This is a genomic window from Stutzerimonas stutzeri, from assembly GCF_019090095.1.
GTDB classification, from domain to species: domain Bacteria; phylum Pseudomonadota; class Gammaproteobacteria; order Pseudomonadales; family Pseudomonadaceae; genus Stutzerimonas; species Stutzerimonas stutzeri_AN.
The window spans coordinates 981,440-999,708 of the sequence record NZ_JAGQFP010000001.1; the positions used below are offsets into that span (position 1 = coordinate 981,440).

Consider the following 18,269-nt stretch of genomic DNA (forward strand, 5'->3'; position numbering starts at 1 on the left):
TGGACCCAGGATCGGGGCGGCTCTCAAGCCGCCCCAACGGAGGCTTTACGGCGCGCGGTAGATCAATGCGTAGAACACCGGCAGCACGACCATGGTAAGAACGGTGGCGAACAGAAGCCCGCCGATGATGGTGATGGCCATGGAGACGAAGAAGGCGTCGAACACCAGCGGGATCATGCCTAGCGCCGTGGTCAGCGCGGCCATGGCCACCGGGCGCAGGCGGCTCGCCCCAGCATCGACTATCGCCGGCAGCAGCGCCTTGCCCTCCTCGCACTCCAGATCGATCTGCTCGATCAGCACGATGGCGTTCTTGATCAGCATGCCGATCAGGCTGAGGAAGCCGAGCAAGGCCATAAAGCCGAAGGGCTGTCCGCTGACCAGCAGGCCGGCGGTTACCCCGATCAAGGCCAGCGGCACGCAGAGCCAGATCACCAACGGCTGTCGCAGCGTGTTGAACAGCATGATGGTGATCAGGACCATGACCACGATGAACACCGGGATGCTCGCGGCCAGCCCGGCCTGGGCCTTGCCGGCGTCCTCGTACTCGCCGCCCCACTCCAGGCTGTAGCCGGGCGGCAGCGGCAAGGCCTCGACCTGCGGGCGCAGCCGCGCAAACAGCTCGCTAGCATTACCTTGCCTGGGGTCGGCGTAGACGGTGAGCGTACGCTTGCGGTCTCGACGGTGGATCATCTCGTCCTCGAACACGGTATCGAACGAACGCACCACCTGCTGTAGCGGGATCATCTTCTGCGCCACCGGGCTCCATATCTGCAGATTGGCCAGGTCGTCGATGGCGTTACGTGCTGCGTCATCGACGCGCACTATAATCGGCAGCAGTAGATCAGCCTCGCGATGAACGCCCGCGGTCACGCCCTGGAAGCCCTCGCGAATCGCCGCTGCCACCATGGCACGGGTGATGCCATTGACGTTGGCCTGTTCGTCGGCCAGGGTCGCTCGTACCAGCTTTACACGTTGCCGCCAGTCGGTACGCACCGCCTTGGCATCGGGATCACTCTGGTAGATCTGCTGCACCTGATCGCCAAGCCGGCGCAATTCATCCGGGTCAGGACCGCTCAGGCGGGCCTGGATCTTGCCGCTCACCCCGGTGCCCAGCTCGAACGGCGAGGCATAACTCAGTGCATCCGGGAAACGGCTGGCGAGTTCGTCTTCGACCTTCGCCATCAGTTGGGGGATCAGACGGTAGTCGTCCACACCAACCAGAAACTGTGCATAGGCCGGGTTGGGCTGTTGTGGCTGGTAGGTAAGCAGGAAACGCAGCGAGCCTTCGCCGAGGGTGGTGGTGACGTGCGTCACGCCCCCCTGCTCCAGCAGAAAGCGCTCGATCTCTTCGGCATCGGCGCGCGTAGCATCTATGTGAGCGCCCTGGGGTAACCAGTAATCCACCATAAACTGGGGTCGGGTCGAGCTGGGGAAGAAGCTCTGCTCGACCATGCTGAAGCCCCACAGGGCGACGGCGAACAGGCCGGCCACGCTGGCAGTACTCAAGTAGCGGCGACGGATGCAGATACGCAGCAACTCCTTGTAACGCCGATAGAAACCACCGCCGTAAGGGTCTGCAGTCGCCTGGTCGGGCGCCGGAGCCTTAAGAAACATCACGCACAGCAGCGGCGTCACCGTCACCGCGGTCACCCAGCTCAGCAACAGCGAAACCATTACCACCTGAAACAGCGAGCGGCAGTACTCGCCGGTCTCGTCGTTCGAAGTGCCGATCGCCGCAAAGGCCAGAATGGCGATCAGGGTGGCGCCGAGCAGCGGCCAAGCCGACTGTTTGACGACGATTGAGGCGGCCTGCTCGGCACGCTCGCCGCGCTGTAGACGGACGAGCACGCCGTCGACCACGACGATAGCGTTGTCCACCAGCATACCCAGGGCGATGATCAAGGCCCCCAGAGAGATGCGCTCGAGTGCCACGCCCATGGGATCTAGAAAAAGGAAGGATCCCGCTATGGTCAACAGCAGAACGAAGCCAATCAGCAGCCCGCTGCGCAGGCCCATGAACAGCAGCAGCACCGCCACGACGATGGCCACGGCCTGTAGCAGACTCTCGACGAAACCCGAGATTGCTGTGGTGACGGACTCCGACTGCTGGGAGACGATGCCGAACTCCATGCCGACCGGACGCTGCCCCTCCAGCTCGGCCATGCGTGCCTGCAGCGCCTCGCCCATGGTCACCACGTTGCCACCGGAAACGGTAGAAATGCCCAGGCCGATACCGGCCCGGCCGTCAAAGCGGATCTCGGCGGCGGTAGGTTCTACATAACCGCGCCGGATCCGTGCGAGATCACCAAGCTGGAACTGCCGTCCGTCGCCACCATGAATCAGCAAGGCCTGAAAGTCGCCGATCGAACTGAGGCCACCCGAAGGCGCCAGAGTGACGAAAGCTTTCCCTACCCGCGCTCGCCCGGCATCCGTCGCCAAGCCTTTCTGGCGTAGCTCCTCGATGATGGACGCGGGCGCGATACCCAATTGCGACAGGCGGTCACTATTGAATTCGACAAATATGGCTTCCTGGCGCTCGCCGAAAGTGGTGATCTTGCCAACATCTCGTACCAGCAGCAGCTCACGACGTAGCTGATCGACATAGTTCTTGAGTTCGGCGTAGCTATAGCCGTCGCCGGTGACCACCAGGAACGCGCTATAGACGTCTCCATAGTCGTCAAGCACGATCGACGGCCCAGCACCCGGCGGCAGCTCGCGCTGCACGTCGTCGACCTTGCGCCGCAATTCGTCCCAGACCTGGGGCAGACTTTCGCGGTCGTAGTTGTCCTTGACGGTAACGGTCAGGGTCGACAGGCCCCGCTCGGACTTCGAGCTCACGCGCTCCAGTTGGCCGAGCTGTTGCACGGCCTTCTCCAGGCGGTCGCTGACCTCCTGCTCCACCTCCAGGGCTGAGGCGCCCGCATAAGGCGTGACGACAAGTGCCTCCTTGATAGTGAATTCCGGATCCTCCAGACGGCTCATGTCCTGATAGGTCCACAACCCTGCAACGAGCATCGCTGCAGTGAGCACCAGGGTGACCAGGCGTTTCTTGATGGCAATGGCGGCGATATCCATCGACTCAATTCTCCAAGGCGTGCACGGGGAAGCCGTCGCTGAGCGTATGCACGCCCGATACCGCAATGCGATCACCCACCTGCAAGCCGGAGGTCACGAGCACGCTGTCGCCGCTCAGTTCTCCCAGGGTCACGGGGCTACGCTGCACCGTGCCGCTCTGCGCATCGAAACGCCAGACCTGAGGACTATTGTCGGGAGCGGCGAATACCGCATCGGCGGGAATGTACAAGCCAACTGCGGCATCCCCTGCTGGCAGATCGTAGGCGACGTGTCCAGTCATCCCGGGGCTAACGCTAAAGCCAGGCGGCGGCTCGAAGCCGACGGTAACGCGGAAGGTGCGCGTCACCGGGTCGGCCATGCTGGCGAAGGCAGTGATTTTTGCCGCAATCGGTTGTTCGGGCAGCGAGCTCAACACCACGCGGATCTGCGAATTGAGGTCCTCGATGTGTGCCGCCGAGTCGACCTGCGGCGAGCGAGCCCAGAGCACCTCGGGAACTTGAACGCGCATTTCCATGCCACCCTCGCTTTGCAGTATCAGCACCGGCTGCTTGGCCTGCACATTGGCGTAGTCCTCCACCAGTTTGCGCGCTACACGTCCGGCGAAGGGCGCACGCAGCACCGTGTCCTCAATAGCCTTGTTGGCCTGACGCAGGCTGGCATTGGCAACCGCCAAGTTGCGGCGGGTACGATCGACCTCCTGCGCGGCGACAGCCCTGGCCTTGAACGCCGCCTCGTATCGATTGAACTCCAGCTGAGCGGCGTTGCGTTCAGCCGTCGCCCTGTCCCTTTCGGCCTCATAGTCACGAGGGTCGAGCCGTGCCAGCACAGTACCGGCATTAACTAGCTGTCCCTCGGTGACCGGAATATCAATGATCCGCCCAGGGACTTCGAACGCCATGTCCGATTGCTTGACCGCCGAGACACTGCCGGGAAACCGCAGCGTTCGAACAGCCTCAGCTTGCCCTAGCGTGAACAGTTTTACCGGTCGCGACACCGGTTGGGCCGCTTCCTGCTGCGGGTCGTTGCAGGCAGTAAGTGCCAAGACTATGGCCAGGCACAACGTGGCCGACCGGATGATTCGATTGTTCAGCTTCATGTTCGTCCCCTTCGACGATTCAATGTAAGAAGACTAGTCCCGGCTTAGCTGCTGCACGCCCGATGACCACCCTCGGTCGCCAGCAAGTTATTGCTCATGAAGGCACCGACATCGCTGGTCAGAAGGGACGGCCCCGACCAGCGCATCGGCGCCACAGCGCGGACATAGCTGTAGTCCTGATCTCGGTTGAAGAAGGCCTGGTTCATACCGGATTTGAAGTCGCCCGGGCCCGTGGCGTTGACCCGGATACTGACTCGCGCCAGCGAGTTGCTCAGTAGCACCACGTGACAGACAAGGCAGAGGTTCTGGACGTAATCAGGACTCATGGAAAACCTCGGACAGCAGTGAAACACCTCGCCCTTGAAGCTCAGCGTATCTACTGGCTCGGGATGGGTAGGCCGATTGGCGTAATGGGGCTCCAACTGGCATGACCAAGAGAGGCCGGATGCCACGCATAGGGAGCAAATTTTTCAGCGCACGCGCTGCGAAAGCCTCTGGCTTGTCCCAGCTTTCAAAACCGAGACTTGCTCGATTCGCGTGCTACAGACGGAGGCAGCATTTGGCCCGCCAACAAGGTCGGAAGAAGTCTCCGAAGCTGCCGAACGGATACGCCGGCTGCGGCTGTTTGACGGTAACGATCCTGAGCGAGAACAAGATGGAGGTAGATACCTACAGGGCCGAGCTCATACAGGCGCAGAAAATCGACGCACGGCAAACCTCCATCATTCGGCCGCAGCCAAATGCAGTGTCTTTTATTCTTGGAAGATAGAATTCTGCGCGGCCCTCAGGTCTGTCGCTTTGCATATCACGCCATAAAATATCCAAATAATGTCACCTACCAGCCGCCTAAGCTGTTCTGGAAAATTCGTCGAACGTCCACGGGAGCACGACAATGGACACTCACCGGCCAGCGGTCTTATTCAATCGAACGTTCGAGCATTCGCGATGAATACCTTTGTAAATGGCATCGCTCTGTTAGGCTTCGAAGACTTCGCGCTCGACCAAGGCCTGAATCCATCCGCTGTACTGACCGAGATCGGACTACCCGTCGACGCCAGACTTAGTGTGATAGGGGGCGCCCAATTCAACTCCTTGCTCGAGCTTTGCGCACAGCGATCAGCCGCCCCACTGTTCGGCCTGCAATTTGGTTTACGGCAGGGGGCTCAGGCACTGGGCAATCTGCTGTACCCGATTCAGAATGCCGGTTCGGTGGGCGAAGCACTGCAGGCGCTACAGCGCTACTTTCACGTTCACAGCAACGGCGCCGAGCTGCGCCTCGAGCGCCACGGCAGGTACGCTCGGCTGGTGTATGAAGTGACGGATGGCGGTGCCTATTCAGTCCGCCAGACCGTAGAGCTGGCCATAGGGATAAGTGCCCATTTGCTGCGCAGCCTGCTACAGCACGCCTGGAAGCCGCGAGGCCTGCTGCTTAGACACGCCCCCGGCGCCGAGCTAAGCGCATACCGCCACCTGCTGGGCATTACGCCCCGCTTCGACAGCCCGGACAATGCCTGGGTGTTCGACGAGGCGCTGCTGGATATTTCGCTTAGCACTGCAGACGAGCGGCTCTGCCAGCTGGCCAGGGAGCATCTCGATGTACTGGCACGAATTACCCTGCGGGAATTGCCCGATTACGTGCAGAAGCTTCTTCGCACTTGGCTGCCCGCTGGCCAGGTCACCATCGAGCGGGTCGCCGAGCATCTGCAGGTCAGCCCACGCACCCTGCAGCGCTATCTGCAGACAGAGGACACGAGCTTTCAGGCCTTGCTGGACGACACGCGACAGGCCCTGGCGACGCGCTACCTGCGTGACTCATCGCTGAACCTGACTCAGTTGGCCGCGCTTCTGGGCTATGCAGATCTCAGCACCTTCTCACGCGCCTTCAGGCGCTGGAACGGCATCAGCCCACAACAGTGGCAGCGCTCATTGCTATCCGTGCCAGCCGCCGACTCGTCCACCTAAGGGGCGTATAACCATGTCCGTTAATCCCTTCGTCCGCGCGCTAGGACTTATTGGCTTTGCCGAGTTCGCCATAATGCAGGGGCTCAATCCAGTGCAGATGCTGCGACTTGCAGAACTGCCCCAAGACAGCCTGCAGCACCCCGAAGGCATCTTTGCCTTCCGTCGCTACTGCGCGCTCCTGGATATCTGTCAACGCCATTCAGGCAACCCTTTATTCGGCCTGCAGTTCGGGGGCTTTCAGGGGCTCGATGTATTTGGCGAGCTGCTCTATCTGATTCGCAACGCGCGTACGGTAGGTGACGCCCTCGGCGAGTTGCGCGGCAACTACGCGCTGTACGATGGCGCGGCAGATATAGGTCTCGACAGCGACGGAGACACTACAATCCTCAGCTACCGGGTCGGAGAACTAGACCTGCCGGGCCTGGCGCAAGTCGAGGAATTGGTCTGCTCCGTGGGGGTGCAATTACTGCGTGCCCTTCTAGGCGATACCTGGCGCCCTTCGGCCGTCCTACTGCGGCACCGTGCGCTTGGTGATGAGGCAAGCTATCGGAGGGTACTCGGCTCCCAACCCCGCTTCTCGGCCCATTGCTGCGGCATCGAACTGGCGACCTCCGCGCTTTCAAAGCCGCTGAGTACCGCCGATAAAGGACTGCACCAGTTGATCGTTGAACACATGCAGAAGATGGAGCGCCTATCTGCCGACGACCTGCCTGGCTACGTCCGGCAACTGCTCCGCCACCTTCTACCCAGCGGCCGCGCCACCGTTGAGAAGGTCGCCGACAGCATGGCACTCAACAGCCGTACCCTGCAGCGTCGCCTGAGTCAGGAAGGCACATCCTTCCAACGGCTGCTCGATGAAACGCGCCAGGACCTGGCCAGCCGTTACCTCGCAGACCCGTTCATTAGCATGATGCAAATATCGGGGCTGCTGGGTTACTCCAATCAGAGCGGGTTCTGTCGGGCGTTCAGTCGCTGGTTTCAAATCACACCATTGGAATGGCAAAAGCAACATTGTTCCAATCGGCAGCCCCGCCTGCTGCGCGCCTCCCGCTTGAACGCACTGCATAGGCGAATCGAAAGCAAGAGCTTATAGGTGCTCGGCCTTCTAGGACTCTATAGCGCGAATATTTCGGTAGCGGCCGTCTGCCAATCGTTTTGATAGGGCACAGGCTACAAGTGGCGACCAGCGTCGTTCCTTTCTCGTTGTTGGTGCAGGCCACATCTGCAGTTCTACTGCTCGCCAACAACGCCTCAGGGCGTTTTAGTCCGTACCGATAGAGCCTGCGCGCTGCGCTTGCTGACGGCGCCTGTGAGATCGGTGGAATGGCGGTCTTGCTGTTTCCTCTCACCCTATCACGGCGTTCTCGCCGTCAAGGGCTGCACGCGCTTCGCGCGCTTGCGGCGGGGCCGGCTATCGCCCCCTGACTGCTGCGCTGCGCCGTGCTGAGCCGGTTCCGGGCAATTCCGCCCGAGCAACTGGAGCATGATCATGTCGCAGCTTTCTCTCGCCTTTGACGCTTCCCTGATGATTCGCGACGAGCAAGGTCGTTATTTGCCTGCTACTGCGGAGCAGATCCTGAACGCTGCTCGCAGGGTGATCGATCAGAAGGTTCAGCGAGGTGCAGCCTTCACGTCTTCGGAGCTGGTCAAGGACTACCTGATCGCGAAGCTGGGTGGCTTTGAGCACGAGGTTTTCGCAGCGCTGTTTCTGGATGCCAAGCATCGCCTGATCCAGTACGTCGAGATGTTCCGCGGCACCATCGACAGTGCGTCTGTGTACCCGCGCGAGATAGTCAAGGAAGCGCTGCGCCTGAATGCAGCTGCTGTGATATTCGCGCACAACCATCCAAGCGGAATTCCAGAGCCAAGCCAAGCTGACAAGGTGCTCACACAACGTTTGAAAGAAGCCTTGGCGCTAGTAGATGTCCGCTCGCTGGATCACATCATCGTGGCAGGCCAACGCACCGTATCTTTCGCTGAGCTTGGGTTGCTATGAACCAAGGGGGCTGAGCCCCCTTTTTGCTGCGCCCTTTCAGGCATGCGCAGCGTGTTCAGCCGATTCCTCTTCCTTCGCTGCCAGCCCCACCGTCCAATGCCCACCGTTCTCTTGGATCAGGTGCAGCAGGTCGTAGGTTCTGATCATGTCGAGCAGACCAGAATGGCCATAAGCAGCACTCTCAAAGGCCGACTTTTTCAACAGAATCGACCTGAAGCTGCCAGTCGCGACGGGCAACAACCGGCCAGAAGGAGACGTTCAGATACGCCTACCTCCTGAAACACCCTAGAGTGCTTTGTAGCATCACTTGGGTGGGTGCTCGTGATCGCAAGCGGTCAACTGGTCGACCAGCGCTTTCAGTTCGCCGAGGTGGTTCTCATAGAGGCCGCGCGGCGATGATTTGTGCTGGTTGCACAGGAACGCAGCAGCACCGGTAGCAATGCCGTGCTGCGATCCGTTGCCCATGGTTTTGGTTGATGAGCCAGCGACGTGGGTGACGCTGATGTGCTTACCAGCCATCAGCAGGTTGTCGATGTTGGCGGAGTACAGGCAGCGGTATGGGATCCCATAGGCCTGTTTGTCGCGCATGTCCCAGATCCAATCCTTTAGGCGGAAGTCGTACTTACCTTCGCCTGGCTCCCACGCACAGTGGATGCAGAAGGCCCCATCGTTGGGCACCAACGCATCGGGGAAACTGGTGTGGTTGCGGATGTCATTTTCCGACAGCACATAGTCGCCGCGATAGCGCCGGAACTCGCCCTGCGCCGCGACAAAGGCCATCCATTCGAACTCCAGGTTGGCATAGTTTTCCGGTTCGAGTTTTTTGACGTTCGAGAACGTGCCGTAGAGCGCACGCATCAGGTAGTCGCGAATCAACTCACCATTGGTGTATGGGTCGAGCCATTGGCCGTATTCCCAGAAGTGAGTGGCAGGAAACACGTCGGCTTTGCTGCCGAATCTGAACTCAGGTGTGCTCGGATTGGCCCCTGCCTGTGGCCCAGGAGCATTTTCGACGCCGGCCTCCAGTAATTGACCGCTCAGGTTGGCGTAGTCCTTGGATACTTCGGTTGCCCATGGCACCTCGGGAAATGAAACCGGGTGTTCTGCCATGCGAGTGCGGAAGAACAGCGTATTGCCGTGGTGCATGTCATCGCCCACTTCCGGCGCATAAGGCTCGTTGAACTCAGCGCGAGCCTCCCGCCCGAACAACGTTTCGGCACCGGCAAGCACGCCAATAATGGCCGTGCCACTGGCGTCGATGAACACCGAGCCGGTAATGCGGCGCTCGTGGCCGCCACGTGCCTGAATCGCCTGAACCGCAGTGATTTTAGAGTCCTGCTTTTCGACGCTGATGATGCGGTGTCCGAGAAAAACCTTGGCGGTTGGTTCAGCCTCCAGCAGTGATAGTGCAGCCAGATCACCGTTCGCTGAACGCTGGGCCAGCTCGTTGAGCAGAGCGCCCTGTGAGCCTCTCGGCATCAGACCGATTTCATTGCTGGCATTGCCACCAAGCACCGGACGGTCATGGATCAAAGCGACGCTCTGCCCCAAACGAGCAGCGGTCAACGCAGCAGCGCATCCCGAGATACCTCCGCCGACCACAACCACATCGTAATGGCCGGCATCGAGCGGCTTATCTGGCAGGCCGCGTAGTGCTTTACGCCAGGCTTGGCTGGTGGCATTCACCTCATTGGGTGGGGCTACGTCATCGGTTGACAGGTAGATTGCATCGCAGCGGCCATCGAAGCCGGTCAGATCATGAAGCACCACGGTAGTGGCGCCTGGTTCCAGCGAAATCTTGCCCGCTGGCTGCCACGACCAATCCTCGCTATTCGCACCAAATACCGTGTCGAGAACCACTCCATTAATCGATACGGTGAAGCGCCCAGGATGATGCGATGGCACCCAGTCCTTCGCTCGCACCCAGACGTGGTACGCACCTTGGCGCTCAAGATTAATCGTTGTAGAGGCATCGCTAACAGGGCGCCCCAGGCCGTGGGCAAGCAGATAGGGCGACCCCATGACGGTCTCGAATTGGGAGTCGAGAACCCAGCCCCCATAGCTATCAAAATCCTCGGCCTCGATCAGGATGTTTGCTGGAGACTCGCTCATGTTGGCTGGGTTGATCACTTCTCTTACTCCATTACTTGTACAGAATCACCGCTGTGGCTTGGTTCGACTCAACGCACGCCCGCTAGGCGTAATGCCGCTGGGGTGTAATCGCTTTCCGAGGCGGTGTAACTGAAGTCGTAGGCCTGCTTCTCTTCGTTCTTCATCCCCATCGCCAGATACCGGCCAGCTTGCAGGTCAGCAATGGTTTCCAGGGTGTACCAGGGCACTTGCGTGTTGTAGTAGAACTGGGAGTGGGCCTCCGCTAAGGAAATGCTCTATTTGGCTGGAGCGGGCTTGGCGGCCTCGACCATTGCTGCGACTTCACTGTCCTTGAACTCAACCGCTTCAAGGATCTTGCGGAACAGACGTGGCAGGTGTGCGACGAAGGAGTTTTCCTTGGGCACGAACATCATGTCGAAGCGGTTCTCGATGCCCTTCACGATGCTCTTCACCACATCTTCCAGGGCCACCATTTTGAAGAGTCCTGAATTGTTTCCTTTCCAGATCTTGCTGCCCGCAGCGCTCTTGAAGGTCTGATCCATTAGCGGTGTATGGAAGAACGTGGGATGCACGCTACCGACGCCGACACCCGTGTGGCGAAGCTCCAGGCGAATGCTGTTGCACATGGCCCATACGCCGGCCTTGCTTGAGGTATACGAGGCCTGCAACGGTGAATGGCTGAAAGCAGCCAATGACGAGATCGCCATCAGGTAGCCCTGACGCTTCTGCACATGACCTACGGCGGCACGGAAGGTGCGCCATACCCCGAGTAGGTTCACGTCGATCACCCGCTCGAAGACCTTGGGATCACCCGTCACCAGGGGCTCGAATGCAGTAATGCCGGCATTCGCAATCACCACATCGATGCCGCCAAAGTGCGCTGCTGCTTCTTCCATTGCAGTGTCGATGCTTTCCATCGAGCAGACATTCACCTGCCAGGCGCGGGTGTTGGCGCCGAGGGCTGTTGCTTGAGCCTCAACCGCCGCACCATCCATGTCGAATAATGCGAGCTTGGCACCTTTGTCGAGCAGTGCCTGGCAAACGGCTGAGCCCAGCCCACCTGTCGAACCGGTGATCGCAATAACGCGCCCATCAAGATTGTAAAAAGCCATTATTGGATCCTCAGTTCAGGGGAACGGTGCGTTGGAGAAAGTCGATTTGGTCGCCGATGGTTCTCTCGAAGGAGTCGCCGAGATAGATATCGAAATGCCCCTCCTTGTAGATCTTGATCTGGCCACGGGGAGCACGACGGGCATGGCGAAGGGTGGCTTTTGCCGGAGCTACCGTGTCGGTTTCACAGACGCAGAAAAGCGTCGGGCAATTCAGCTGCGGTGTTTTCCGACCAGGAAAGTAGGTAAGGATTTGCAGTGCGATGCGGGCAGCGACGTAGTTGGGGAACTGCTTGGCTGCGGCATCAGGAACCAGCTGGAGATAGCCCTGTTCGCAGTCTGCCGCCGACATCATTGCGGTTGAGCCAGGCTTGCCCGCCAGGGCAATCGTTACTGGCGCAGCACCAAACCAGGAACCCAGTTTGTCTGTCAGGGCGCGGATGGTGACCTTGATCGAGGTCAGGGGCGGGACAGCCATGCTGGAGGCCATGCCGTCGGTGAAGGGGCACTGGGAGATCACCGCAGCGACTCTCTGATCATCGGCGGCAGTCGCGATGACATGACCTCCACTGAAGGATGTGCCCCAGAGGACGACTTTGTCTGTATCCACATCAGTGCGCGTCCGTGCGAAGGCGATGGCAGCCTTCCAATCCTGCAACTGCTTGTTCACATCCAGCAGCTGACGCGGTTCACCCTCGCTATCACCAAAATGCCGGTAATCAAAAACCAGACAGGCATAGCCGAGGTCTCTAAAGCGCTCGGCATAGGCACCGAGTCGCATCACACGCGTGCTCCCCAGGCCATGAGCCATGACGATGACTGGAGCAGGTTTCTTGGTTTTCGGCAGATAGAGCCAAGCCTTACAGCGGCTGCCCTCAGCCAGGAACTCAACATCGAGACGGTTCATGGTCATGATCCTGGAGTCGTGTATTGAAATTGTTTTAACTCAAACGTTGGAGTCTATTACAACGTTGGATATGACTCTATCCATTGAGTGTGATACCGTCAACCGCCATGACGACCGTGAATTTGACCCGCACCCAACGCCGCGCAGCTGACATGCGCCAGAACCTGGTAGAGATTGCCGAGACCTTGCTGATTGAGGGGGGGATGGCGGCTGTATCAGCCGATGAGGTTGCACGTCGGGCCGACGTGTCCCTGCAAACGGTCTACAACCGGGTGGGTGGGAAGCCCGCGCTGCTCATCGCTATTGCCGAGCGCTCGATGGAGGAAAACCGTGCCTACGTCGATAAGGCGTATGACGGTAAGGGGACACCTGAAGAGCGGGGTCTGCGAATCTTCAATGCGTACGTCAGCTTCGCAATGGAACGGCCCCATCAGTTCCGCATCCTGGCCAACCCCCCAGAAGATCCTGAGGCTATTTCTCGCATTGGCGCGATGGCGCGGGAGCAGATCGCGCACATGGCGGCGATCATTCGCGATGGGATTGCAGAGGAATGGATCGATCCAGAAATTGATCCTGACAGCACAGCAAACGCAGTCTGGTCGATGATGAATGGCGTGCTGACGTTGGCGTTGCGGGATGACGCCTTGCGGTCGGAGTCAGTCAGTCGCGAGGCTCTTGTGCAGTCAGCACTGACAATCATCCAGTCTGGCTTGAGAAGTCGCCGCCTTTAGCAATTTCTGCTGCTGAATGTGCAATAGAGCGCGGCGAGCTGCCTCTCTCAACGAATCCACGCCAATTCCTCAAGCTGGCTTCATCCCCCTTGTTCTTTCGTGGGGTTCTAATAGGGGAGCCATTCTCGAAGGCCGAGATCATTGATGTTGCCCGTCGCACCATTCTAGCGTTCAAGCACCCATGAGCAGGAACGGCTGCTTCTGGCCGGTTTCTGCCTGATGTGAATGCCCGCTAGCTAGATGTGCGGATGCACCGCTCATGGCCGATAGCGAGCACTTCTGGTAAGCGGTGCCGGCCATTTGCAGCTCTTCGAACAGCCTCGCGCACCTTGCCAATGATTGGGCAACTCGGTGCCGAGCGCGAGTAGTGTGAATCCACAAACTACTCGACAGCTGTCTCTGCGGCGGAGCCCTGTATACGCTCTTTCGGCTTCGACTGATTACGTCGTGCTTGTCCGCGCTGCCGCTTGGCCTGCTGCTTCGCATGCAGAGCCTGAGCCGCCGTCACCATGCCAACTGCCCGACCGCTCAAGTCCAGGCGCGGCGCATTCTCCGTCATGCTTGCCCAGTATCGACTTCCTCGACACCAGGTAGCGATACCCTGCTTGAGCTGTTCGCTGGATATTCCGAGCAACTCCAGATGTTGCTCGGCATCCTTGAGAATGCCCTCCTTTAGGGGAACCTTGGGGGCCGGGTTAACCGGAAAGGCCAATGGAAAATGCTTCTGCAGTCGCCAGATCGCTTCCACCGCAGGATCTTGCTCGCGAGGCTTCGTCTGCGGAGAAGGCTTCCGCACACGCTGCTTCGGACTATCCGTCTTTACCTGCACTTTTTCGGCTCGCAGGCGGTCGCGTAGCTCAGCTAGTTGTTCAAAACCCATCGTTCAGTTCGCAGCTTCATGGTTGATTCGTGGCGCAAGGTTATCTCATGCAGTCTTTCGGCACAGCCCGGAGCCGACTCCGGTCAGTTACCCACTGGCGAATCAGGCATGCCGTCACCACCCATGGTGACGCTCTCCCTCTTTCCAAAGCAGGGGTTCTTGCCCCCTCAAAATCAAGAAAAATAGACGGTTTCCACCCGGACGCTGCGCTGGGTGGAGCCTCCGCGATTTTTCCTGATTTTTTCACGACCGCCTTAGTCGCCCTAGTCGGCAGGGGTTCATGCGCAGCGCAAGCGCAGAACCCTGAAGACGAAGGAGCGAAAGCCATGAGCGAAGAAATCAGGATCTACGTTGCCGACCTGGCCGCGTACAACGCCGGTCACCTGCATGGCGTCTGGATCGACGCCACCCTGGAGCTGGACGACCTCCAGGCGCAGGTCAGTGCCATGCTGGCGGCCTCCCCTGTCGAGGGTGCGGAGGAGTATGCCATCCACGACTTCGAGGGCTTCGACGGCTACCGCCTCGGTGAGTACGAGGGCCTCGAAAACGCCCATGAGATTGCGTGCTTCATCGAGGAGTACCCCGCGTTCGGCGGCGCCCTGCTCGCTCACTTCAACGACCTGGAGCAGGCGCGCAAGGCGGCTGAGGAAGATTATTGCGGCTGCTACAGCTCGCTGGCCGACTACGCCCAGGAGCTGACCGAGGAAACCACCAGCATTCCGCCGCACCTGGCTATGTACATTGACTACGGTGCCATGGCCCGCGACATGGAATACAGCGGCGACGTGTTTACTTTGGAGACCGGCTTCGAGCAGGTGCATGTGTTCTGGAATCGCTAACCCAGCGGAAGGCACCGGGAAGACCCGGTGCCTTGTTTTTTGCGCCCCTGTCCTGCCGGCCACCCGCGCGCCCCACCCGGACGGCTGATGCACGGGACGCGCACCCGGCGATCAGCCTGGAGCAACCACTTTGTGCCTCCCAGTTGATTGAGACCGTTGCGGTCTTACGGTCTTGCCCAAATCCGTCGATCCGTAACCACGGATTTACGGATTTGTGGGGAAGCAGATTTACGTTTTTACGGATTTACAGAAATCCGCCGATGCGGTTTTCCGGTTTTGTGGAAAGCCGTAGACCCGTAAATCCTTAGGCTGCACGCACGGAGCTTGGCGTGCTTGGGAACCATGGCCGGTGACACGCGTAGATAGGCGTACCCGGTCAGCGTCCAGACCTTCTCGGTATCAATCCTCGCCACTCCTGCCTGCGCATTCGCCCAGACCCAACCCGGCATGATCGAGCGCGACGGCTGCCGCACGGTGCACCTCCCACGTCAACGGAGAACACACCATGTCGCACTCAACCAATCTTTCCCATCACTCGCGTCGCATCGATCTCGATGCCCCGCTGCACCGCAAGGCCGGGCCGATGACGCATGCCATGCAGCCCGTGGAAAGCGCTGGCGAGGCGCAAACATCACAGGCCTGCCCTACCCCTCGTTACCTCACCAACAGCGAAGCCGCGGCCTTCCTGCGGCTGTCGCCGCGCACGCTGGAGAAGCAGCGGGTAATCGGCGGCGGACCGCGCTTCCACAAGTTTGGCCGGCGGGTGATGTACGCGGTTACCGACCTCGAAGCCTGGGCCGGTGAGCGCAGCTTCGAGACCACCTTCGATCCCGAGTACATCGACCGCCACCCGGGAGTGCAGCGTGATGATCAGTGAAACCTTCGCTCATGAATCGTCAGCATCTCGATTTGACTTCGCAGAACGAGCAACTGGATCTGTTTCGTGCCCTGCCGGGGGATTTGGCGCCACGCGACGCCCAGGATCTGATGGCGCATCCGTTCTTCTCGCTGGCCAAGTCGCGGCGCACCGTGCCGATCGACTTTCGCTCGGGCGAGGTGACGGTGCGCGTGGAGGGCACGCTGGAACACGGCATCGCCACGATCTGGGATGCCGACATCCTGATCTGGGCGGCCAGCCAACTTGTAGAGGCGCGCGATGCGGATATCCCCACTTCGCGGCTGATGCGTGCAACGCCCTACCAGATCCTGCGCTTCATCGGCCGGGGCACCTCGCTGCGCGACTACCAGCGCCTGAAGGCCGCCCTGGATCGGCTGCAATCGACCAGCGTGGCCACGTCGATCCGCGAGACCACCGGCCGGCGTCTACATCGTTTCTCCTGGATCAACGAGTGGAAGGAGTTAGCCGCGGCGGATGGCCGGCCACTGGGTATCGAGCTGATCCTGCCGGACTGGTTTTACAGCGGGGTGCTGGATCAGGCTCTAGTGCTGACCATCGACCCGGCCTACTTTCGTCTCACCGGCGGCATCGAGCGCTGGCTGTATCGCCTGGTGCGCAAGCACGGCGGCAAGCAGAAGGACGGCTGGCAGTTCGACTTTCGCCATCTGTATCGCAAGTCGGGCAGCTCGGCGCGCTATTCGGACTTCGCCCTCGATCTGCGTGCGCTGGCGGCTCGCCAATCGCTGCCTGGGTATCGCCTGGAAGTGGTGCGTCTGTCGCGTTCGACCGAGCTGCTGGCCTTCCGGCACGTGCCGTAGACGGCACGGGGATATCTTCTGGAAAAGCTGTGAATCCAGACGTGCTTTCAGGCGCATGCCGGCCCGTGCTATCAGGAGCACGGCGCACGTGCTTTCAGGCGCACGAACGCCTCTGCAGGCCAAGGCTGGCGGGGCCGACAGCCTCCCTTAACTTAACTAACTTAAAAGCTCTAACTTGTTATTGGGGCAGCGCCGGATTGTGGACAGGTGCTGATCGGGGCAGTTTGGCCGGGGAGATCCGGCCATGATCGTCGCCCTGCTCAACCAGAAAGGCGGCGTGGGCAAGACCACCCTCGCCACCCATATCGCTGGCGAATTGGCACTGCGCGGGCAGAACGTCATCCTGCTCGATGCCGACCCACAGGGCTCTGCGCTGGACTGGACACAGCGGCGCAGCCAGCAGGGCTTGCCCAGGCTGTTCAGCGCCGTCGGCCTGGCGCGCGAGACACTGCACCAGGAGGCGCCGGAGCTGGCTCGCCGCGCTGATCACGTGATCATCGACGGGCCACCACGCATCGCCGCCCTCGCCCGCTCGGCGTTGCTGGCGGCGGATCGCGTGTTGATCCCGGTGCAACCCAGCCCCTACGACCTGTGGGCCAGCGCGGAGATGGTCAATCTGATCCGCGAGGCGCAGGTATTTAGGCCCACGCTGCGCGCAGCGTTCGCCATCAATCGTCGCGTCAGCACCACAGTGATCGGCCGCGAAGCCCGCGGCGCCTTGGCCGACCAACCGCTGCCAGCGCTGCAGGCCGAAGTACGCCAGCGCATCGTCTTCGCCGAGAGCGTCGCAGCCGGTCGCCTGGCGCGTGAACTGGCGCCGGACAGCGCCGCCGCACGCGAAGTCAGCAGCCTGGTTGACGAGTTGCTGAGGTGGTCGCCATGAGCAGCAAGCGCATCGGAATCGGTGCACGCCCACTGGCTGATCCGCAGGCCGAAACCTGGATACGCCAGGGCGCTGGAATCGACAACGGCAAGGTCTCGCGCTATAGCGCCCGACTAACGCTGGACGTTACGCCAGCACTGCGCACGCGGATCAAGCTGGCGGCCTTCGACCGCGGCGTGACGATGGCGGAGATGCTGCGCGAAGTGCTGGAGCGGCAGTTTCCGGGGGCCACTGCATGACGCCCGGTACTCGCGGCGCGCGGTGGCCACTGGCGCTACTCGCCGTCGGCTTATTTGCCCTGGGTTGGGCAACGATTGCGACGTCGCCACCGCGGCTGGTCTACAACGCGTCCGACAGCGTGCCCGTCGGTTGGTACCGCATTTCGCCGGCCAACTCGTTGGCGCCTGGCGACCTGGTGCTGGTTCGCCTGCCGCCGGAGGTGAGGTCGCTGGCGGCGCGGCGCGGCTACCTGCCGGCGAACGTGCCGTTACTGAAGACCGTGGCGGCGATGGCGCCGCAGCAGGTATGCGTGCAAGGCCGCCAGGTGCGCATCGATGGCGTCCTTGTGGCCAAGCGCTCGAGATGGGATCGACAGGGTCGCGCGCTGCCAAGCTGGCAGGCGTGTCGGCGTCTGGTTGGCAATGAGCTGTTCCTGCTCAGCAGCAGCAACCCGGCGTCGTTCGACAGCCGCTACTTCGGCCCAATCTCTGTCGACGCGGTGATCGGGCGGGCGCGGCCCTTGTGGCTGGAGTCGCGTCGATGAACAGGCCTTCTCCGTGTCGATCCGCCTGCGGAACGCACGCGCTCGGTGCGCACAGTCGCGGGCCGCCAGGCTGCAGATACTTCGGCCCTCGCCTGCCGACCAGGGGCTTTGGAAGTCGCGACCCCGCCTTTCCTGATTACCCAGCCCAGCAGCGCACAAGCACGAAAAAAGCGGAGGGCAAGATAAAAGGGGGCGGCACT

17 protein-coding genes and 2 pseudogenes are annotated in these 18,269 nt (G+C 60.7%); 10 read left to right on the top strand and 9 right to left on the bottom strand.

The annotated features are described in order from the left end of the window. Nucleotides 1-45: 45 nt before the first annotated feature. The 3 genes from KVO92_RS04130 to KVO92_RS04140 are packed head-to-tail and all read right to left on the bottom strand — an operon-like array spanning nt 46 to nt 4,497. On the bottom strand, nt 46-3,075 hold the full coding sequence (locus KVO92_RS04130; protein WP_181087135.1) for an efflux RND transporter permease subunit: 3,030 nt from the start codon (nt 3,073-3,075) through the stop codon (nt 46-48). A 4-nt stretch (nt 3,076-3,079) separates the two neighbouring features. After that, a complete protein-coding gene (locus KVO92_RS04135) occupies nt 3,080-4,171 on the bottom strand; it encodes an efflux RND transporter periplasmic adaptor subunit (protein WP_217474404.1) in 1,092 nt (363 codons plus the stop codon). Nucleotides 4,172-4,215: 44 nt separating this feature from the next. Further along, a complete protein-coding gene (locus KVO92_RS04140) occupies nt 4,216-4,497 on the bottom strand; it encodes a hypothetical protein (RefSeq protein WP_217474405.1) in 282 nt (93 codons plus the stop codon). Nucleotides 4,498-5,116: 619 nt separating this feature from the next. Between KVO92_RS04140 and qhpR the strand changes: the two genes are divergently transcribed. The 3 genes from qhpR to radC all read left to right on the top strand — a co-directional run bounded on the left by qhpR (nt 5,117) and on the right by radC (nt 8,129). Further along, entirely contained in the window at nt 5,117-6,133 is a 1,017-nt protein-coding gene (gene qhpR / locus KVO92_RS04145; protein ID WP_217474406.1) for an AraC-like transcriptional regulator QhpR, read from the top strand. 13 nt (nt 6,134-6,146) lie between these two features. Continuing rightward, on the top strand, nt 6,147-7,226 hold the full coding sequence (locus tag KVO92_RS04150; RefSeq protein WP_217474407.1) for an AraC family transcriptional regulator: 1,080 nt from the start codon (nt 6,147-6,149) through the stop codon (nt 7,224-7,226). A gap of 396 nt (nt 7,227-7,622) precedes the next feature. Continuing rightward, complete coding sequence (radC, locus tag KVO92_RS04155; RefSeq protein ID WP_217474408.1) at nt 7,623-8,129, top strand: RadC family protein; 507 nt, start codon at nt 7,623-7,625, stop codon at nt 8,127-8,129. Between the two features lie 36 nt (nt 8,130-8,165). Here radC and KVO92_RS22905 read toward each other — a convergent pair. From KVO92_RS22905 to KVO92_RS04175, 5 genes and pseudogenes are all read right to left on the bottom strand, one after another. Continuing rightward, nucleotides 8,166-8,318: pseudogene (locus KVO92_RS22905) on the bottom strand (NYN domain-containing protein); the annotation flags it as partial. 114 nt (nt 8,319-8,432) lie between these two features. Then, entirely contained in the window at nt 8,433-10,259 is a 1,827-nt protein-coding gene (locus KVO92_RS04160; RefSeq protein ID WP_208605339.1) for an FAD-dependent oxidoreductase, read from the bottom strand. Between the two features lie 50 nt (nt 10,260-10,309). Continuing rightward, a pseudogene (locus tag KVO92_RS04165) lies at nt 10,310-10,507 on the bottom strand (DUF1329 domain-containing protein); the annotation flags it as partial. Between the two features lie 9 nt (nt 10,508-10,516). Beyond that, entirely contained in the window at nt 10,517-11,353 is an 837-nt protein-coding gene (locus KVO92_RS04170) for an SDR family NAD(P)-dependent oxidoreductase (protein WP_217474409.1), read from the bottom strand. 10 nt (nt 11,354-11,363) lie between these two features. Then, nucleotides 11,364-12,257 carry an alpha/beta hydrolase gene (locus tag KVO92_RS04175; RefSeq protein WP_244168998.1) on the bottom strand — a complete coding sequence of 298 codons (894 nt, stop codon included), beginning with the start codon at nt 12,255-12,257 and terminating at the stop codon, nt 11,364-11,366. A 107-nt stretch (nt 12,258-12,364) separates the two neighbouring features. On the opposite strand from KVO92_RS04175, the gene KVO92_RS04180 reads away from it, so the two are divergent. Beyond that, nucleotides 12,365-12,988, top strand: coding sequence for a TetR/AcrR family transcriptional regulator (locus tag KVO92_RS04180; protein ID WP_092320700.1), 624 nt, complete (start codon nt 12,365-12,367; stop codon nt 12,986-12,988). A gap of 382 nt (nt 12,989-13,370) precedes the next feature. Here KVO92_RS04180 and KVO92_RS04185 read toward each other — a convergent pair whose 3' ends face one another. Further along, nucleotides 13,371-13,868 (bottom strand): ProQ/FinO family protein, encoded by a 498-nt coding sequence (locus tag KVO92_RS04185; RefSeq protein WP_092320697.1) that lies wholly within the window; start codon nt 13,866-13,868, stop codon nt 13,371-13,373. A gap of 326 nt (nt 13,869-14,194) precedes the next feature. Between KVO92_RS04185 and KVO92_RS04190 the strand changes: the two genes are divergently transcribed. From KVO92_RS04190 to KVO92_RS04215, 6 genes are all read left to right on the top strand, one after another. After that, on the top strand, nt 14,195-14,707 hold the full coding sequence (locus KVO92_RS04190; protein WP_003116664.1) for an antirestriction protein ArdA: 513 nt from the start codon (nt 14,195-14,197) through the stop codon (nt 14,705-14,707). Between the two features lie 595 nt (nt 14,708-15,302). After that, the gene (locus KVO92_RS04195) at nt 15,303-15,584 is read left to right on the top strand and encodes a helix-turn-helix domain-containing protein (protein ID WP_232106367.1); all 282 of its coding nucleotides are present in this window, start codon (nt 15,303-15,305) and stop codon (nt 15,582-15,584) included. 11 nt (nt 15,585-15,595) lie between these two features. Then, nucleotides 15,596-16,423 carry a replication initiator protein A gene (locus KVO92_RS04200; protein ID WP_092320695.1) on the top strand — a complete coding sequence of 276 codons (828 nt, stop codon included), beginning with the start codon at nt 15,596-15,598 and terminating at the stop codon, nt 16,421-16,423. A 244-nt stretch (nt 16,424-16,667) separates the two neighbouring features. Further along, on the top strand, nt 16,668-17,306 hold the full coding sequence (parA, locus tag KVO92_RS04205; RefSeq protein ID WP_074915915.1) for a ParA family partition ATPase: 639 nt from the start codon (nt 16,668-16,670) through the stop codon (nt 17,304-17,306). Next, on the top strand, nt 17,303-17,545 hold the full coding sequence (locus KVO92_RS04210; protein WP_217474410.1) for a hypothetical protein: 243 nt from the start codon (nt 17,303-17,305) through the stop codon (nt 17,543-17,545). The genes parA and KVO92_RS04210 overlap by 4 nt, the downstream gene beginning before the upstream one ends. After that, complete coding sequence (locus tag KVO92_RS04215; RefSeq protein ID WP_092320692.1) at nt 17,542-18,069, top strand: S26 family signal peptidase; 528 nt, start codon at nt 17,542-17,544, stop codon at nt 18,067-18,069. The genes KVO92_RS04210 and KVO92_RS04215 overlap by 4 nt, the downstream gene beginning before the upstream one ends. Nucleotides 18,070-18,269 lie beyond the last annotated feature (200 nt).

Excerpts from the sequence above, each read along its gene's own strand:
- qhpR (WP_217474406.1), top strand. The coding sequence starts at position 5,117 with ATGAATACCTTTGTAAATGGCATCGCTCTGTTAGGCTTCGAAGACTTC.
- KVO92_RS04180 (WP_092320700.1), top strand. The coding sequence starts at position 12,365 with ATGACGACCGTGAATTTGACCCGCACCCAACGCCGCGCAGCTGACATG.
- KVO92_RS04150 (WP_217474407.1), top strand. The coding sequence starts at position 6,147 with ATGTCCGTTAATCCCTTCGTCCGCGCGCTAGGACTTATTGGCTTTGCC.
- KVO92_RS04195 (WP_232106367.1), top strand. The coding sequence starts at position 15,303 with ATGCAGCCCGTGGAAAGCGCTGGCGAGGCGCAAACATCACAGGCCTGC.
- KVO92_RS04200 (WP_092320695.1), top strand. The coding sequence starts at position 15,596 with ATGAATCGTCAGCATCTCGATTTGACTTCGCAGAACGAGCAACTGGAT.
- KVO92_RS04170 (WP_217474409.1), bottom strand. The coding sequence starts at position 11,353 with ATGGCTTTTTACAATCTTGATGGGCGCGTTATTGCGATCACCGGTTCG.
- parA (WP_074915915.1), top strand. The coding sequence starts at position 16,668 with ATGATCGTCGCCCTGCTCAACCAGAAAGGCGGCGTGGGCAAGACCACC.
- KVO92_RS04130 (WP_181087135.1), bottom strand. The coding sequence starts at position 3,075 with ATGGATATCGCCGCCATTGCCATCAAGAAACGCCTGGTCACCCTGGTG.
- KVO92_RS04215 (WP_092320692.1), top strand. The coding sequence starts at position 17,542 with ATGACGCCCGGTACTCGCGGCGCGCGGTGGCCACTGGCGCTACTCGCC.
- KVO92_RS04210 (WP_217474410.1), top strand. The coding sequence starts at position 17,303 with ATGAGCAGCAAGCGCATCGGAATCGGTGCACGCCCACTGGCTGATCCG.
- KVO92_RS04135 (WP_217474404.1), bottom strand. The coding sequence starts at position 4,171 with ATGAAGCTGAACAATCGAATCATCCGGTCGGCCACGTTGTGCCTGGCC.
- KVO92_RS04175 (WP_244168998.1), bottom strand. The coding sequence starts at position 12,257 with ATGAACCGTCTCGATGTTGAGTTCCTGGCTGAGGGCAGCCGCTGTAAG.
- KVO92_RS04140 (WP_217474405.1), bottom strand. The coding sequence starts at position 4,497 with ATGAGTCCTGATTACGTCCAGAACCTCTGCCTTGTCTGTCACGTGGTG.
- KVO92_RS04185 (WP_092320697.1), bottom strand. The coding sequence starts at position 13,868 with ATGGGTTTTGAACAACTAGCTGAGCTACGCGACCGCCTGCGAGCCGAA.
- KVO92_RS04190 (WP_003116664.1), top strand. The coding sequence starts at position 14,195 with ATGAGCGAAGAAATCAGGATCTACGTTGCCGACCTGGCCGCGTACAAC.
- radC (WP_217474408.1), top strand. The coding sequence starts at position 7,623 with ATGTCGCAGCTTTCTCTCGCCTTTGACGCTTCCCTGATGATTCGCGAC.